The organism is Saccharothrix obliqua (assembly GCF_019375475.1).
GTDB lineage: Bacteria > Actinomycetota > Actinomycetes > Mycobacteriales > Pseudonocardiaceae > Actinosynnema > Actinosynnema obliqua.
Window position 1 is genome coordinate 695,675 of record NZ_JAHXGQ010000001.1, and the last position, 14,912, is coordinate 710,586.

The window sequence follows — 14,912 nt, forward strand, 5'->3', positions numbered from 1 at the left end:
TGGCCACGTGGCAACGAGCGCTAGGGCCAAGACGTCAAGGGTGTTCCCTGACACGCAATGATTGACAAAGTTCAGTAGTGCCTGGTCGAGACATCCGGAGACGCGAATCGCATAGTGTGAACCACGGTGGTTCGCGTGCCCTCCGGCTTGAACTCCGTTGTATTCACCCTCGCTCCACGACTCGGCTGCGCGGTGCGCCGAGTGGGGCGTGATGTCCGCGTACTCGCCGCTTATCTCGCTGCCGCCTTCACGGCGCCACGCCACGTGCCACCGCCCACCCAGGCGCGGACTCCTGGAGACGCCACCACGCGTCGCGGTCAGCACTCGCAGGTGTGGCGGGTCGTGGACACGCCCTGTCGACATGCTGTCAAGGCCCCGCCCCGCCCCGAAGGTGGTTGAAATTTCATATAACGTCGGCCGTGCACTGACCGCGGGACGAAGGGAACGACAGCATGGTTCGGGATGTGGCGGCACTCATCGGGCGCATCGGGGTTGGCGTGGTGTTCCTCGCCCACGGCTGGCAGAAGATCACCGAGTGGGGGCTCGACGGCACGGCCCAGGCGTTCGACGGCATGGGCGTCCCGCTGCCGACGCTGTCCGCCTGGTACGCCGCACTGGTGGAACTCGCCGGCGGCGCGCTGCTCATCGCGGGCGCGGCCCTGCCGGTGGTCGGGATCCTGCTCGCCATCGACATGGCGGGCGCGTTGTTCATCGTGCACCTGCCCAACGGCCTGCTCGGCCAGGGCGGCTTCGAGCTGGTGCTCGCGCTCGGCGTCGCGGCACTCGCCCTGGGCTTCAACGGCGGCTCGCTCACCGTCGACCGGCTGATCAGCAACCGCCGCACGGCGGAGGTCCGGTCCTAGGCTGGACCGGGTGAAGGTCCTCTTCGCCTGCCTCGGCGCACACGGCCACACCTACCCGATGCTGCCGCTCGCCGCGGCCGTCCGCCGGCGGGGCCACGAGGTCGCGTTCGCCACCACCACCGAGTTCGCCCCGGCCGTGCGGCGGCACGGCCTCCGGCACGTCCCGGCGGGCATCGCGCCGCACGCCCCGCTCGGCGACCGGCCACCGGCCGAGACCCCGCGCGACGTGATCACCGCCCTCTTCACGTCGACCCTCCCGCGCCGCAACCACGCCGACCTGTCACCGTTCCTCCGCCGGTGGCGACCGGACCTCGTGGTGCGGGAGGTGGCGAACCTCGGCGCGGCACTCGCGGCGCGGCAGGCGGGCGTGCCGGGGGTGTGCCACGGCTACGGCGGCATGTGGCGGGACGAGGACCTGCCCGCCGGGTGGGAGCCGACCCTGGCGCTGGCCGCCGAACTGGGCGTCGACCTGCCCGCCGACGACCCGCTGGTGCACGGCGACCCGTACCTGGACGTGTGCCCGCCGTCGTTGCAGAACCCCGGTTTCCTGGCCCGGCACGACGTGCTCCCGTTGCGACCCGTGCCGTTCGCCGAACCGGGCGAGCTGCCCGCGTGGGTGGGCGAACACCCCCTGGTGTACCTCACGCTCGGCACCGCCTACGGGCACGCGGGCGTGCTGCGTGCCGCGATCACGGGCCTGGCCGCGCTGACCGGCGTGCGGGTCCTCGTGGCCGCCGGACCCAACGTCGCGGTGGCGGAGCTGGGCGCGGTGCCCGACCACGTGACCGTGTTGCCGTGGGTGCCGCAAGCGGCATTGCTGGCGCACGCGGACCTCGTCGTGCACCACGGCGGCAGCGGGACCACGTTGGGCGCGTGCGGCGCGGGCGTGCCGCAACTGGTGCTCCCGCAGGGCGCGGACCAGTTCGGCAACGCCGCCGCCGTCACCGCACGCGGGCTGGGCGACCGGCTGGTGGGCGGCGACGTCACGGCCGACGCGATCGCGGACCGGGCACGGCGGCTGCTCGCCGACCCGGCCGTCCGGGACGCCGCCCGCGTGGTGGCCGCCGAGGTGGCGGCCATGCCGTCACCGGACGACGTCGCCGCCCTCCTGCCGGGTCTCGCCTGACTCAGCCCACGAGGTCCAGATCCGTGTGCTCGCTCGCCCGCCGCGCGGGCAGCAGGGCCGGGTCGGCGTTGCTGCACTGGACCAGCGAACCACCACCCGCGAGCACGGCCAGGAAACCGTTCAGCAGCCCGTCGGGCTGACCCCACTCGACCGTCGACAGCACGCGCGTCCCGGCGGTGATGCCGAGCGTCGCCGCCCGCTGCCGCGCCTCCGCCACCACTTCGTCCACAGTGGACTTGCCGAGGGCGGGCGTGTCGCCCGGCACGGGCGCCCACGGCGTGAACTCGTCGCCGAACACGCGCACCTCGTCCACGTAGTCCAGGTCCGCGCCGCAGCCCAAACCCATGGGGTGCAGGGAAACCGTCGCCACGGCCGCCGCGCCGGGCGCTTCGCCCGCGGGCGGCACGAAGGCGACCTTCGCGCCCGCCGGGTCGTCGGTCACGGTCGCGCCGCACCACCACGCGCCCAGCAGCACGCCCGCGGTCTGCCAGTGCGCGGGCAGCCGCACGGCCACCGGGTCGCCCGGCTCGACGTCCAGCTCGTCGCGCAGCCAGTTGGCCGTCTTCGCCGCCCAGTTGCCGATTGTCGCGTGGGACAGCTCGACGCGCGTGCCGGCCGCGTCGTCGTAGTGGGTGATCAGCGGACGGCCGGGACCCGCGGCGAACAAGGGCGTCAGCAGGGCTTCCGTGACGGTCATGACCTCCACCCTGCCATCCGCCCGGTCACCGCGGGCGACGGGGTCCGGACCGCCTCAGTCGACGCACGGCGGGCCGGCCGCGGCCTGCCGCCGGACCGCGCCGTCCAACGCCACGGCACCGCCACCGCCGAACTTCCGCGCGCCGGTGGTCGTCGGCGCGGGCGCCTTCTCGCCCAGCACCCGCGTCACGAACGCCCGCACCGCGTCCCGGTCGACGGTCACGATGCTCTGCCCGCGCTCGTTGCGCGCGCCGACGCCGGTCACCGGGATGGTGGTGAACTCGACGTCGCCACCCGCCAGGTTCCGCGCCTGCTCGGCGAGCGTCGCGAGGTCGAACCGCTCGTCCACGACCACCGACGCGGACACGGCCTCCAGCAACCCGTTGAGCTTCGCCGGGTCGGCGAACGTGCCCGCGGACAGCAGGCCCGACACCGCCGCCTTCAGGAACACCTGCTGGCGGGTGATGCGGCCGAGGTCGCCGTTCGGGATGTTCTTGCGCTGCCGCACGAACGCCAGCGCGTCACCGCCGGAGACGGTCTGCACGCCGGCCCGGAAGTTGGCGCCCGAGTCGGGGTCGCTGGTGGCGTTGTTCAAGCACACCTCGACCCCGCCGATGACCTGCGTCAGCAGGTAGAACCCGTACAGGTTCACCTCGGCGTAGTGGTCGACGCGCACACCGGTCAGGTCCTGCACGACCTGCACCAGCGCCCGCCGCCCCGCCTGGTCGCCCAGCTTGGTCCGCTCGGCCAGGTCGTGCCCGCCCTCGGCGGCGAGGCGCTCCATGGTGAAGTACCGGGTCAGGCCGTACGCGGAGTTGATCTTCTCCTCGCCGTGGTCCGGGATGCGCACGTAGGTGTCGCGCGGGATGGACACCGCGTGCGCCTGACCGCCGTTGCGCGGCACGCGCAGCACGATGATGGTGTCCGTGTTGACCGTGTCGGTCGCCTCGGTGCGCAGCTCGCGCAGCACCCGGTCCGGCAGCGGCCTGCCCTGCGCGTCGGTCCGGCTGTCGCTGCCGACCAGCAGCACGTCCACCGCGCCGTCGTCGGCGGGCGGCGCGTCCGGTGTGTCGGAGAGCTGGTTCAGCACGTCGGTCTTGTTGACGCTGCGGTCCACCCGCACCACCGCCGACCAGCTGTAGCCCGTCACCACCAGCACGGCCGCGGACAGCAACGCCAGCAGCGTGCGCCCGGTGATCACCGCGGCCTTCACGGGCGGTCCTCCTAGTCTGCGGGTGTCCGGCGTTCAGTTGACGCAGACCACACCTTGCGCGGTGATCGGCGGCGGTACCGGCGCGGTGGTCGTGACGGCGCCCGCCGAGGCCGGGTCGGGCACGTCGGACGACGGGAAGTCCGCGCCGACGTACACCTGAACCTGCCCTCTCGGCACGGAGTCGTCCTCGACGGCCGTCGCGTTACCGCCCAGGGCCGAAATCACTCGATCCGCGCTCGACCGCTCACCCGGCGCGTGCCGGACGGCGGTGGTGTCCAGGTACGTGCCGCTGGTCGCCTCGCCCCGCTGGAAACCCTTGCCCGCCAACATCTCCAGCACGCTGATGGCCCGGCCCCCCACGCCCGAGGAGTTGAACACGTGGGTGGTGATCGACGACGGCGGCGGTCCGCTCGGCGTCGTGGTCGCCCCGCCGGTCGGCTCGGGCTCGGTGGCGAGGCCCTTGATGAACTGGCGCACTCCCGCCGGGTCCACCGGCAGCACGTTGCCGTCGGACCAGGTGTCGGTGGGCGGGCCGACCGGGATGGTGCGGAACTGGATGTTGCCCGACACCAGGCCCTGCATCTGCTCGGCGAACTCGGTGATGTCCCACCGGTCGCTGAGCACCACGGACTTCTTGATCGCCGTCACGAGCTGGTCGAGCTTGGCGAAGTCGGTCAACGTGCCCGTGGAGAGCACCTTGCGGGCCAACGCGCCGATGAACACCTGCTGCCGCACGATCCGGTCCAGGTCGCCGCCGGGCAGGCCGCCGCGCTGCCGCACGAACGACAACGCCTCCGCGCCCGCGACGGTCTGCGGCCCGGCCGGGAAGTCCGCGCCCGAGTCGGAGTCGCGGGTGGCGTTGGTCAAGCACACCTCGACGCCGCCCACGGCCTTGGTCACCTCGTAGAACGAGGCGAGGTTCACCTCGGCGTACCGGTCGACGGTGACCGCGCCGCCGGTCAGGCCCTCGATGGTCTTGATCAGGGTGCGGCGGCCGAGCTGGCTCGACTCCCGCTCGATGCGTGCCTCGTCGGTGACGCCCTCGGTGCGCAGCCGGGCCGCGGTGTCGTTCTTCTGCCGTGCCATCGCCGAGTTCAGCTTGTGCTTGCCGAAGCCGTCCGCGATCTCCACGTACGAGTCGCGGGGGAACGAGATGGCCACCGCACGCGTGCCGTCCTGGGGGATGTGCACCAGGATCATCGTGTCCGTGTTCAGCGTGCCGTCCGCCACACCGCCGTTGAGCAGCGCCAGCACCTCGTCCGACAGGGGCTTGCCCTGGGCGTCGGTGCGGCTGTCCACGCCCACCAGCAGGATGTCGATGGCGCCGTCGAGCGGCTTGCGCGCCGCGCCCTGCTCGGCCACCGAGGACGGGATGACGTCGGTCGTGACCAGGCCGTCGTGGATGTCCCGCAGGTACGTCCAGCCGTACCAGGTGATCATCAGCACGGCGGCCGACACCAGGGCGACGAGCGAGCGCCAGGTGGTGAGGAGGACTCGCAGCGCGACCGGTCTGCGCGGACTGGTGCCCACTGGTGGTGCCTCCCCCGTACTGCCACGACTGCGAACCAGATTAGTGGCCGACCGGGGTCCCGGCCTGCCGTTCCACTTAATACGGGAGACGCTGTAACGGGGAAGTGGGTTGCACGGTAAACACGGGTGACAGACTGGGTGTGGACGACGGCTGCGGAGAGGCATTGACGATGCGCGTTCTGGTGACGGGTGGGGCCGGGTTCATCGGCTCGCACTACGTGCGGGAGTTGGTGGGCGGCGCGTACCCGGCCTACGCGGACGCCGAGGTGGTGGTGCTGGACAAGCTCACCTACGCGGGCAACGAGGCCAACCTGGCACCGGTCGCGGACGACCCGCGGCTCACCTTCGTGCGCGGCGACATCTGCGACCGCGAACTGGTGGCCGGGCTGATGGGCCGAACGGACGCGGTCGTGCACTTCGCGGCCGAGTCGCATGTGGACCGCTCCATCGCCGGTTCCGCGGATTTCGTGCTCACCAACGTCCTCGGCACGCAAACGCTGCTCCAAGCGGCCCTGGACGCGAACGTCGAGAAGTTCGTGCACGTGTCCACCGACGAGGTGTACGGCACCATCGACGAGGGTTCCTGGGCGGAGAACCACCTCCTGGAGCCGAATTCGCCGTACTCGGCGTCGAAGGCGTCGTCGGACCTGTTGGCGCGGGCCTTCCACCGCACGCACGGCCTGCCGGTCAGCATCACGCGGTGCTCGAACAACTACGGTCCGTACCAGTTCCCGGAGAAGGTGATCCCGCTGTTCATCACCAACCTGTTGGACGGCCGGAAGGTCCCGCTGTACGGCGACGGTCTCAACGTCCGGGACTGGCTGCACGTGGACGACCACTGCCGCGGCATCCAACTGGTGCTGGAGAACGGCCGGGGCGGTGAGATCTACAACATCGGCGGCGGCACCGAGCTGACCAACCGGGAACTCACCGAACGCCTCCTCGCGGCCACCGGTCGCGACTGGTCGTCGGTTGAGCCGGTGGCGGACCGCAAGGGCCACGACCGCCGCTACTCGGTCGACATCACCAAGATCGCCACCGAACTCGGCTACGCGCCACGCGTCGACTTCACCGCCGGCCTGGCCGGGACCGTCGCGTGGTACCGGGACAACCGGTCCTGGTGGGAGCCGCTCAAGCAGCGCGCGGCGCTGGCCGGCTGATGCTCGCGCTGCTGGTGCCGGGCGGCAAGGGCCAGCTCGGGCACGACCTGCTGGCCGCGGCCCCGGCCGACGGCCTGGTGCACGCGCCGTCCTCGGCGGAACTGGACGTGACGGACGGCGGCGCGGTGGCCGACGCGGTGGCGTCGATCGCCGCCACCGCGCGGGACGGCGGTCTGCGGCCGGTGGTGGTGAACGCCGCCGCCTACACCGCGGTCGACCGCGCCGAGGAGGACGAGGACCGCGCGTTCGCGGTGAACGCCGTCGGACCGGGCCTGCTGGCGGCGGCGTGCCGGGAGCACAACGTGCCGCTGCTGCACGTGTCCACGGACTACGTGTTCCCCGGCGACGGGTCGCGGCCCTACGAGCCGGCCGACGAGACCGGGCCGCGGTCCGCGTACGGGCGGACGAAGCTCGCCGGCGAGCAGCGGGTGCTCGCCGAGTGGGAGCGGTCCTGGGTGGTCCGCACGGCGTGGGTCTACGGCGCGAGCGGGCACAACTTCGTGAAGACGATCATCCGCCTGGCGGGCGAGCGCGAGGAGTTGTCCGTCGTGGACGACCAGCGCGGCTCGCCGACCTGGTCGCTGGACCTCGCCGCGGGCCTGGTGGAACTGGCCGGCCGGGCGGTGCGCACCGGGCCGCGGGCACGCGTGCTGCACGCGACCGGCGGCGGCGAGACGACGTGGTGGGGTTTCGCGCGGGCGATCTTCGAGGAGCTGGGCGCGGACCCGGAGCGCGTGCGCCCCAGCGCCACCTCGGACTTCCCCCGCCCCGCGCCGCGCCCGGCCTACTCGGTGCTGTCCGGCCACGCCTGGGCCGCCGCCGGCCTCACCCCGCTGCGACCCTGGCGGGACGCGCTGCACGCGGCCTTCGCCACCGGGGCGGTGCCCTAGCCCTCCCCGGGGCTCGCCGCCGTCCACGCGACGTCGCCCGGACGGCGCGCGGTGGCCAGGAACTCCTTCAGCGCGGCGGCGAGCACGACCACCGGCACGCCCGCCCCGGCGGGGAAGTCGACGTACTCGGAGCGGTACCCGGGTGAGTTCGGCTCGCCCGCCAGGGTGGCGTAGTCGTGGTCGGGGTCGGCGTAGGTCAGGTAGCCGTAACCGGCGTGCACGGCCGCCGCGACGTCGTGGTCCGGGATGCGGGTCTTACCGGGCGGGCCGAGCAGGCCCTCGGTGTCCTCGATGAGGTCGCGCTCCCGGTGCTCGACCACCGCGGGACCCGCGCCGGGTTCCGCGAGGCGGCGCAGCAGGGCGTCCACGTCGTCCGGGGTCTCGACGGTCATCTCATCGGCGGATTCGGCGCCCGCGGCGTCGGTGGTCGGCCACACGGCGGTGAAGCTCATGGTCGGCATCATCGCAGCGAACGCGGGGAGTGACCAGCCGGCCCGGCGGTTGCGCCGTTGGAGTGGAGGTGGCGTGTCGCACTAGTTTTGCATATGCGCCTTGCGGGAGCCTTTGCGCCATGTCCGAGCACGGGCGTTCGTCAGAAGCCGTCGCGCAACGCTCCGACTGGGAGCGCCAGCGCTTCCTGCGCCGGGTCTGCGCCGTGACGGGTTCGCGGCAGATCTCGTGGAGCGTGCTGACCGGGCCCCGCGAGACCGGCCCGGCGAAGCTCCACTGACCCCCTCAGCGGGTCCGTGACGCGGCCAACCGGTACGCACCCACGGTCAGCTCCGCCGTCCGCCGCCACGTGAACCCGGCCGCGTGCGCTCGCCGCGCCGCCTGGTCTGCCGGCGTCGGCGGCGCCTCCACGGCGTCCACCAGGGCCTGGCCCAGCGCCTCCGCGTCGCCGACCGGCACGTGCGTGGCGTGCCCGCCCGCGACCTCGCGCAACGCCGGCACGTCCGTGCACACCACGGGCACGTTGCACGCCAACGCTTCCAGCACCGGCAGGCCGAAGCCCTCGTCGCGGGACGGGAGCACCAGCGCCGCCGCGCCCGCGACCACGCTGCGCAGGTCGACGTCGCTCAGGTAGCCCGTCCGCACCACGCGGCCGTCGACGCCCGCGTGACCGGGACCGGCGAGCACCAGCGGCGGCAGCGTCGGGTGCGTCGCGTGCGCGTCGAACAACGTGCGCAGACCCTTGCGCGGCCCGCCCGCGCCGACGAACAGCAGGTACTCGGCGGGCAGCCCGAGGCGGGCGCGCAGCGGGGCGGACGGCGCCCGCGCGGCGAACCACGCGGGGTCCACGCCCAGCGGCGTCACGACGATCTTCTCCGGGTCGACCTCGAACCGCTCCGTGACGACGTTGGCCACGGCACGCGTCGGCGTGCACACCACGTCCGCGCGCACGGCCGACTTCCGCACCAGTTCGGGCAGCCTGCGGTCGGCGGGCGGCAGGTCCTGCGGCGCGTCCAGGAACGCGAGGTCGTGGATCGTGGTCACGCCGCCCGCGCGGATCGCGGGTGGCAGCACGAAGTTGGTGGCGTGCATGACGTCCGCGGGCCCGGCCAGGAACTCCACCGGCGGGAACGGCGCGCGCAGCCAGCACTGGCGCAGCAGCCGCGCCGACACGGGCAGGCCGCGGGCCACCACCTCGTGCGGCAGCACGGTCCGCAGCGCGCGCCAGCCGCGCAGCGTGAACGCGACCGCGCGCACCTCCACCTCGTCGGGCATGGACGCCAGTTCCTCGGCCAGCGCGGCGGTGTAGCGGCCGATGCCGGTGCGGTGGCCGAGCAGGGGTGTGCCGTCGAGCAGCACCTCAAGCGGTTCAGCCATGGCCGCGCAGCTTCTTGAGCACGCGGCCGGTCGCGCGCTTCGCGACCTCGCCCGCACCGCCCTGGTCGAGGTACTCGCGGAACAGCCGGGCGTCGCGCCGCAGCTTCTCCGCCCGGCCGAGCGGCCGGTCGCGGACCATCGGCGAGATGCCCGCCAGCCGGTCGGTGGCGGGTCGCGGGTGCCGGCAGAAGTCGACCAGCGGCGCGAGCGCCGCCTCCCAAGTGAACCGCTCGCGGACGCCCGCTATGCGCTCGGCGCACGCCGTCGCGAACTCCTCGTCGTACAACACCTTCTCCAACGCCGCCGCGAGCGCGGCCGGGTCCTCGGCCGGCACCACGACGCCCAGCCCCTCGCGGGACACCAGGTCGGCGAACGAGTCGCCGTCGGTCGTCACGATCGGCAGCCCGGCCCACAGGTAGTCCAGCACGCGGGTGCGGAACGCGAACGTCGTCTCCACGTGCTCGTAGTGCGTGGTGACGCCGCTGTCCGCGTCCAGCAGCCAGTTCTGCCGGTCGTGGTAGGGAACCCACGTCTCGTTGAAGAACACGTGCTTGTCGACGAGGTCCAGGTGCGCGGCCAGCGCCCGCGTCCGGCCCGCGACGTCCATGTCCGGCACCTGGGGGTTGGGGTGCTTCATGCCCAGGAACACCAGGCGCGCGTCCGGCCGCGTGGCGCGCAGGCGGTCCATGGCGTGGATCAGGGTCAGCGGGTCGAACCAGCTGTAGACACCGCCCGCCCACAGCACGACCTTGTCGTCGGGGCCGATGCCCAGCGCGTCGCGCAGACCGGGACCGGTGCGTTGCGGCGGCTTGCCGGACAGGCCGAACGGCGCGACGGCGAGCAGCGACTTGACCGTGGGGTCGGTGTCGTACAGCGCGGGCGTCAGGCGGCCCATCGCGGCCAGGTGGCCCAGCCAGAAGTGCCGCTGCCGCTCGGACGCGCAGAGGAAGAAGTCGCCGCGCGCCAACTGGTTGGCCAGCACGCGGGTGACGCCGACGAGGTCGCGCGCGCGTTGCTCGTCGGTGTCGTCGCGGCCCTGCTCCAGCAGTTCCAGGTGCATCGGGTCGTAGATGTCGCAGACGACGATCTTGGTCGAGCCCGGCTGCTTGAGCTGCGGCAGGAACTCCAGCGCGTGGCCCTGGAGCACGATCACGTCCGCCCACGCCAGGTGGGGGTCGACGTCACGCGGCTGCACGCCCCGGACGTCGAACGGCGCGTCCGGCGGCAGGCACAGCGGGTTGATCGTCACCAGCCGCACGTCGTGCTCGTCGGACAGCACGTCCGCCATGTTCCACGCGCGGATCGCGGGACCGGCCATCCGGTCCGAGATCGCGTCGCCGGTGACGATGAGGACGCGGCGCGGCCTGCCGTACAGCTCCTCGATGCCGAACACGTCGACCAGCACCTCGTGCGCCTTGAGGTACCGCTCCAACGGGTAGGCGGGTTCCAGCGCCTTACGCATCAGCGGGACCAGGTCGGCGTCGGACACGCGTCGTGCCGCCTGCTCCACCGCGCGCGACTCGGCCAGCGCCGGCAGCAGCTCCACGAACTGGTCGATCGCCAGGAAACCGGCGAGCGCCTGCCGCGGCACCGGCACCGGCGCGGCGTCCTCGGCCGGGTCCGCCGGGCGGCGGGTGATCTCCAACTGGGTCGGGTCGAGCGCGCCGCGCGCGGTCGCCCGCCGGACCACCAGCGCCAGCGCGGCGGGCAGCGCCTTCGCCAGCGTCTCGTCCGACGCGTTCTTGTAGAGCGCCGCCAACGCGTTGCGCTCCAACAGGTACAGCTCGCGGCTGGGGTCCACGGCGGACATGGAGGCGTGGTGCTTGTGGTAGGTCAGCGAAGCGGGCTCGTAGCGGACGCGCCAGCCACGCAGGTTGAGCCGCCAGCCGAGGTCCACGTCCTCGTAGAACATGAAGAACCGCTCGTCGAAGCCGCCCAGCTCGCGGAACAACCCGGCACGCACCAGCAACGCCGAGCCGGTGCCGAACAACACGTCCCGGGGCACGTCGTGGGAACCGTCGTCGGGCTGCCCGGCGTGCCGCTTGTACCCCATGCCGAACCAGGTCAGGCCGCCGTCCACGAAGTCGACCGCCCGGCCGTCCCAGTCCAGCACCTTCGACGCCACCGCGCCCACGGTCGGCTCCGCGCGCAGCACCCGCACCGCCGCGCGCACCCAGTCCGGGTGCGGTCGCGCGTCGTTGTTGAGGAAGGCGAGCACCGTGCCCGTCGCGCGCCGCGCGCCGAGGTTGCAGCCGCCCGCGAAACCGAGGTTGGTCGGCGAGTCCACCACGAGGGCCCGCGGCACGGCCGCCCGGATGCGTTCCGCGCTCCCGTCGCCCGACGCGTTGTCCACGCAGATGACCTGGAGCTTGTCCGCCGGGTAGGACAGGTCGGCGAACAAAGCGCGCAGGCAGGTGATGGTGTCTTCGGTACCGCGGTGGTTCACCACGACCACCGACACGTCAGGCAGGCTCGCTCGCTCCACGTCCTAAGCCTGCCTCATCGGGGTCCGGGAGGTTGCCGGAAGGTGGCCTACGCCTCCGCCTGATCGCCGTCGCCGCCGGCCGGCGTGCTCTCGGCGTCCTCCGGCGCGGGCGCGGGCAGGCTCGCCCGCTGCCACTCGACGGTGATCTTGATGTGCGCCTCGGCCGACGACTTCGCGATCGCCAGCGCCGCGCCCGAGCTGACCTTCAGGCCGATCTCCACGGCCACCTTGTCCGGTCGCGGGTCCGGCATCGAGCCGATCCGGGCCGCCACCGAGCGCGCCACCTTCCGCGCCCGCTCGACACCGGCCTCCAGCGTCTCGTCGGCCTTCTCCAGCGCGGCGTCCCACCGCCGCCCGGCCCGCACCGGCCCGTCGTACTCCTCGTCCAGCTCGAACGGCACCAGGTCGCCGTCCGCCGTGCGCACCTCGACGTACTCGGCCACGACACTCCTCTCGACAGGCCCGCTCAGCCACGCGCCCGGACCAGCAGGTGGGCCTGGCGGAACCGCTCGCCCGCGCCGGGCTCGCGCACCAGGCGGGCGACCTCGGCGAAACCGGCCTCGCGCAGCAGTTCCGCGAGCCGGTCGGGCGACCACCGGTAGGCGGGCGCGACCTTGTGGTCGAACTCGCGGGGGAGCGCGTCGTCGCCGGCGAAGAACCCGATCAGCAGGTGGCCGCCGGGCGCCAGCACCCGGCGGAACTCGGCGAACACGCCGGGCAGCAGCGGCGGCGGGAGGTGGATGGTGGAGTAGGAGGCCAGCACGCCGCCGAGCACGCCGTCCGCCAGGTCCAGCGCGGTCATCGTCCCCACCTCGAACCGCAGGTCCGGGTGCGCCCGGCGGGCCAGGTCGACCATGGCGGGCGACAGGTCCACGCCGAAGGCGGTCAGGCCCAGCCCGGTCAGGTGCGCGGTCACGTGGCCCGGACCGCACCCGACGTCGAGGACCGGCCCGCTGCCCCGCACGCGTTCCGCGAACGCGGCCAGCAGCGCCCGTTCGAACGGCAGCGATTCCAGCACGTCGCTGAACAGCTCGGCGTAGAGGGGCGCGACGGCGTCGTAGGCGGGGGAGACGTCGACCACGGCGAGAAGCTACCACCGCCCGGCGCGCCGGTTCAGCGTCCTGCCCAGACCCGCCACACCGCGGTCCTCGGGACGGTGGACCGCCGCGTCACCCCGATCCGCTGCCCGATCGTCGCGGGCAGGCGGAGCACCACCTCGGCGAGCACCTGGAGGCGCAGCCCGACGCGGAAGTTCCACGGCCGCGGCCCGCGGCGCAGCGGCAACGCGGCGGTCAGCGCGGCGAACCGCGCCACCTGCCCCACCGCCACCCCCGGCGGCGCGCAGCGCAGCAGGGCCAGCAGCCGGTTGCGCTCGTTCCAGCGGTGGAACCGGCGGGAGCCGGGGCGGGTGCTCGCGCCGTGCCGGTGGTGCACGCGGGCCGCGGCGACGGAGAGCACGTCGTGGCCCGCGAGCCGCAGCCGCCACGCCGTGTCGGTGTCCTCGTAGTAGCAGAAGAACCCGCCCGGCACGCCGCCCGCGGCACGCAGCGCGGCCGTCCGCAGCAACGCCGCGCCGCCGCAGAACCCGAACACGTCGTGACCCGTGACGACGTCCGCGCCGTGCCCGTCGGCGGTCAGCCGCACACCCACCGACTGCGTCGAGCCGTCCGCGCGCAGGAGCGCCGACGTGGCGGCAGCGGCGGCCGGCGCGGCACGCAGGGCGTCTTCCAGGTGGGCGAGCCACGTGTCCTCGGGCGCGGCGTCGTCGTTGAGCCACGCGACGAATTCGGTGTCCACGTGCGGCAGCACGGCGGCCAACGCGCCCGCATAACCGCGGTTGCGGCTCAGCCGCACGACGCGTGGCGCGCTGGGGTGCGTGGCGATCAGGGCCGCGGTGCCGTCGTCGGAGGCGTTGTCCACGACGACCGCCCGGTGCGGGCGTTGGCGGGCGAGGGCGTCCAGGCAGGCGGTGATGTGCTCGCGACCGCGCCACGTCACCACGACCACCGTCGTGCTGGGTTCGGACACGACGTGAGACGGTACGCGACATGCCCAACCTCGTGGTGCTGACCGAGCAGCTGCTGGCACCCGTGCCCGGCGGCACCGGGCGCTACACCCGGGAACTGGCCGCCGCGCTGGCCGCGACCGCGCCGCCCGGCTGGGAGGTCACCGGCGTGGTGGGCAGGCACGCGGACCCGGCCGCGGCGGAGGTGCCCGGGGTGCTGGGGCCACGCGTGCTGCCGCTGCCCCGGCGGGCGTTGATCGCGGCGTGGGAGCACGGCGTGCCGTACTGGCCCGGTGGCGACGCGGTGCACGCGCCGACGCCGCTCGCGCCACCGCGCGGGCCGGTGGTGGTGACGGTGCACGACTGCGTGCCGTGGACGCACCCCGAGACGTTGACGCCGCGTGGCGCGGCGTGGCACCGCAAGGTGATCGGTCGCGCGGTGGCGAAGGCCGCCGCGGTCGTGGTGCCGACCGCCGCCGTGGCCGCCGAGCTGCGGCGGTACGCGCCGGGCCCGGCTCCGGTGCGGGTGGTGCCCAACGGCGTGACCGCGTTGCCCGCCGAGGAGGCCGTGCCCGACCTGCCCGACCGGTACGTGCTGGCGATCGGCACGATCGAGCCGCGCAAGGGTTTCGACGTGCTGGTGGCCGCGACCGCCGAGATCGGCGTGCCGCTGGTGGTGGTCGGACCGCGGGGGTGGGGCGGGGTCGACCTGCGCGCGCCGCACGTCCGGCTGCTCGGCCGGCTGAGCGACGCCCGGCTGGCGCACGTGCTGCGGCGCGCCGCGGTGCTGGCCGCGCCGAGCCTCGCCGAGGGGTTCGGGCTGCCGGTGGTGGAGGCGATGGCGGCGGGCGTGCCGGTGGTCCACTCGGACGCGCCGGCGCTGGTCGAGGTGGCGGGTGGCGCGGGCCTCGTGACGCCGCGCGGCGACCGGGCCGCGCTCGCGGCGGCGTTGCGGTCCGTGTGGTCGGAACCCGGTGTAGCGGACCGCATAACCGCCGCCGGCAAGGCCCGCGCCGCCGCGTTCACCTGGGCGGACGCCGCTCGCGCCGTCTGGGAGCTGCACGTGGCGGTCGGTCGGCGGCGTGCGGTTTGAGCCGTTTCGCGGTAACCGCGGGGC

At 73.7% G+C, this 14,912-nt stretch carries 15 protein-coding genes; 6 read left to right on the forward strand and 9 right to left on the reverse strand.

All coding sequences use genetic code 11. The annotated features are described in order from the left end of the window. Nucleotides 1-452 precede the first annotated feature (452 nt). Complete coding sequence (locus tag KZQ38_RS03500; protein ID WP_219438273.1) at nucleotides 453-863, forward strand: DoxX family protein; 411 nt, start codon at nucleotides 453-455, stop codon at nucleotides 861-863. A 10-nt stretch (nucleotides 864-873) separates the two neighbouring features. Beyond that, complete coding sequence (locus tag KZQ38_RS03505; RefSeq protein WP_219438275.1) at nucleotides 874-1,989, forward strand: glycosyltransferase; 1,116 nt, start codon at nucleotides 874-876, stop codon at nucleotides 1,987-1,989. Between the two features lies 1 nt (nucleotide 1,990). On the opposite strand, the gene KZQ38_RS03510 is transcribed toward KZQ38_RS03505, so the two are convergent. Genes KZQ38_RS03510 through KZQ38_RS03520 form a run of 3 tightly spaced genes read right to left on the reverse strand, consistent with a single transcriptional unit; the run spans nucleotide 1,991 to nucleotide 5,428 of the window. Next, on the reverse strand, nucleotides 1,991-2,686 hold the full coding sequence (locus tag KZQ38_RS03510) for a TIGR03089 family protein (protein WP_219438277.1): 696 nt from the start codon (nucleotides 2,684-2,686) through the stop codon (nucleotides 1,991-1,993). 54 nt (nucleotides 2,687-2,740) lie between these two features. Further along, the gene (locus tag KZQ38_RS03515; protein WP_219438279.1) at nucleotides 2,741-3,898 is read right to left on the reverse strand and encodes an LCP family protein; all 1,158 of its coding nucleotides are present in this window, start codon (nucleotides 3,896-3,898) and stop codon (nucleotides 2,741-2,743) included. Nucleotides 3,899-3,931: 33 nt separating this feature from the next. After that, complete coding sequence (locus KZQ38_RS03520; protein WP_219438281.1) at nucleotides 3,932-5,428, reverse strand: LCP family protein; 1,497 nt, start codon at nucleotides 5,426-5,428, stop codon at nucleotides 3,932-3,934. A 170-nt stretch (nucleotides 5,429-5,598) separates the two neighbouring features. Between KZQ38_RS03520 and rfbB the strand changes: the two genes are divergently transcribed. After that, the gene (gene rfbB, locus KZQ38_RS03525) at nucleotides 5,599-6,588 is read left to right on the forward strand and encodes a dTDP-glucose 4,6-dehydratase (protein WP_219438283.1); all 990 of its coding nucleotides are present in this window, start codon (nucleotides 5,599-5,601) and stop codon (nucleotides 6,586-6,588) included. After that, nucleotides 6,588-7,478 carry a dTDP-4-dehydrorhamnose reductase gene (rfbD, locus tag KZQ38_RS03530; protein ID WP_219438286.1) on the forward strand — a complete coding sequence of 297 codons (891 nt, stop codon included), beginning with the start codon at nucleotides 6,588-6,590 and terminating at the stop codon, nucleotides 7,476-7,478. Before rfbB ends, rfbD begins: the two co-directional genes overlap by 1 nt. Here rfbD and KZQ38_RS03535 read toward each other — a convergent pair. Continuing rightward, on the reverse strand, nucleotides 7,475-7,930 hold the full coding sequence (locus KZQ38_RS03535) for an Imm1 family immunity protein (protein WP_219438288.1): 456 nt from the start codon (nucleotides 7,928-7,930) through the stop codon (nucleotides 7,475-7,477). The genes rfbD and KZQ38_RS03535 overlap by 4 nt on opposite strands. Nucleotides 7,931-8,049: 119 nt before the next feature. Here KZQ38_RS03535 and KZQ38_RS03540 point away from each other — a divergent pair, with 119 nt between their 5' ends. Next, a complete protein-coding gene (locus KZQ38_RS03540) occupies nucleotides 8,050-8,208 on the forward strand; it encodes a hypothetical protein (protein WP_219438290.1) in 159 nt (52 codons plus the stop codon). A gap of 5 nt (nucleotides 8,209-8,213) precedes the next feature. Here the strand turns inward: KZQ38_RS03540 and KZQ38_RS03545 are convergent, their stop codons facing one another. From KZQ38_RS03545 to KZQ38_RS03565, 5 genes are read right to left on the reverse strand one after another with little or no spacing between them, the layout of a single operon-like run. After that, nucleotides 8,214-9,305, reverse strand: coding sequence for a glycosyltransferase family 4 protein (locus tag KZQ38_RS03545; protein ID WP_219438292.1), 1,092 nt, complete (start codon nucleotides 9,303-9,305; stop codon nucleotides 8,214-8,216). Beyond that, nucleotides 9,298-11,790 (reverse strand): glycosyltransferase, encoded by a 2,493-nt coding sequence (locus tag KZQ38_RS03550; RefSeq protein ID WP_219438294.1) that lies wholly within the window; start codon nucleotides 11,788-11,790, stop codon nucleotides 9,298-9,300. The genes KZQ38_RS03545 and KZQ38_RS03550 overlap by 8 nt, the downstream gene beginning before the upstream one ends. Before the next feature lie 47 nt (nucleotides 11,791-11,837). Further along, a complete protein-coding gene (locus tag KZQ38_RS03555) occupies nucleotides 11,838-12,233 on the reverse strand; it encodes a CU044_2847 family protein (protein ID WP_219438295.1) in 396 nt (131 codons plus the stop codon). A 23-nt stretch (nucleotides 12,234-12,256) separates the two neighbouring features. Beyond that, complete coding sequence (locus KZQ38_RS03560) at nucleotides 12,257-12,871, reverse strand: class I SAM-dependent methyltransferase (protein ID WP_219438296.1); 615 nt, start codon at nucleotides 12,869-12,871, stop codon at nucleotides 12,257-12,259. 32 nt (nucleotides 12,872-12,903) lie between these two features. Then, nucleotides 12,904-13,818: a glycosyltransferase family 2 protein gene (locus KZQ38_RS03565; RefSeq protein ID WP_308258220.1), complete on the reverse strand. Its 915-nt coding sequence runs from the start codon at nucleotides 13,816-13,818 to the stop codon at nucleotides 12,904-12,906. 20 nt (nucleotides 13,819-13,838) lie between these two features. On the opposite strand from KZQ38_RS03565, the gene KZQ38_RS03570 reads away from it, so the two are divergent. Next, nucleotides 13,839-14,888, forward strand: a complete 1,050-nt coding sequence (locus KZQ38_RS03570; RefSeq protein WP_219438298.1) for a glycosyltransferase — start codon at nucleotides 13,839-13,841, stop codon at nucleotides 14,886-14,888. Nucleotides 14,889-14,912 lie beyond the last annotated feature (24 nt).

Bases quoted from the DNA above. Each gene is read 5' to 3' on its own strand.
- KZQ38_RS03500 (WP_219438273.1), top strand. From the start codon at position 453: ATGGTTCGGGATGTGGCGGCACTCATCGGGCGCATCGGGGTTGGCGTG.
- KZQ38_RS03510 (WP_219438277.1), bottom strand. From the start codon at position 2,686: ATGACCGTCACGGAAGCCCTGCTGACGCCCTTGTTCGCCGCGGGTCCC.
- rfbB (WP_219438283.1), top strand. From the start codon at position 5,599: ATGCGCGTTCTGGTGACGGGTGGGGCCGGGTTCATCGGCTCGCACTAC.
- rfbD (WP_219438286.1), top strand. From the start codon at position 6,588: ATGCTCGCGCTGCTGGTGCCGGGCGGCAAGGGCCAGCTCGGGCACGAC.
- KZQ38_RS03535 (WP_219438288.1), bottom strand. From the start codon at position 7,930: ATGAGCTTCACCGCCGTGTGGCCGACCACCGACGCCGCGGGCGCCGAA.
- KZQ38_RS03540 (WP_219438290.1), top strand. From the start codon at position 8,050: ATGTCCGAGCACGGGCGTTCGTCAGAAGCCGTCGCGCAACGCTCCGAC.
- KZQ38_RS03545 (WP_219438292.1), bottom strand. From the start codon at position 9,305: ATGGCTGAACCGCTTGAGGTGCTGCTCGACGGCACACCCCTGCTCGGC.
- KZQ38_RS03570 (WP_219438298.1), top strand. From the start codon at position 13,839: ATGCCCAACCTCGTGGTGCTGACCGAGCAGCTGCTGGCACCCGTGCCC.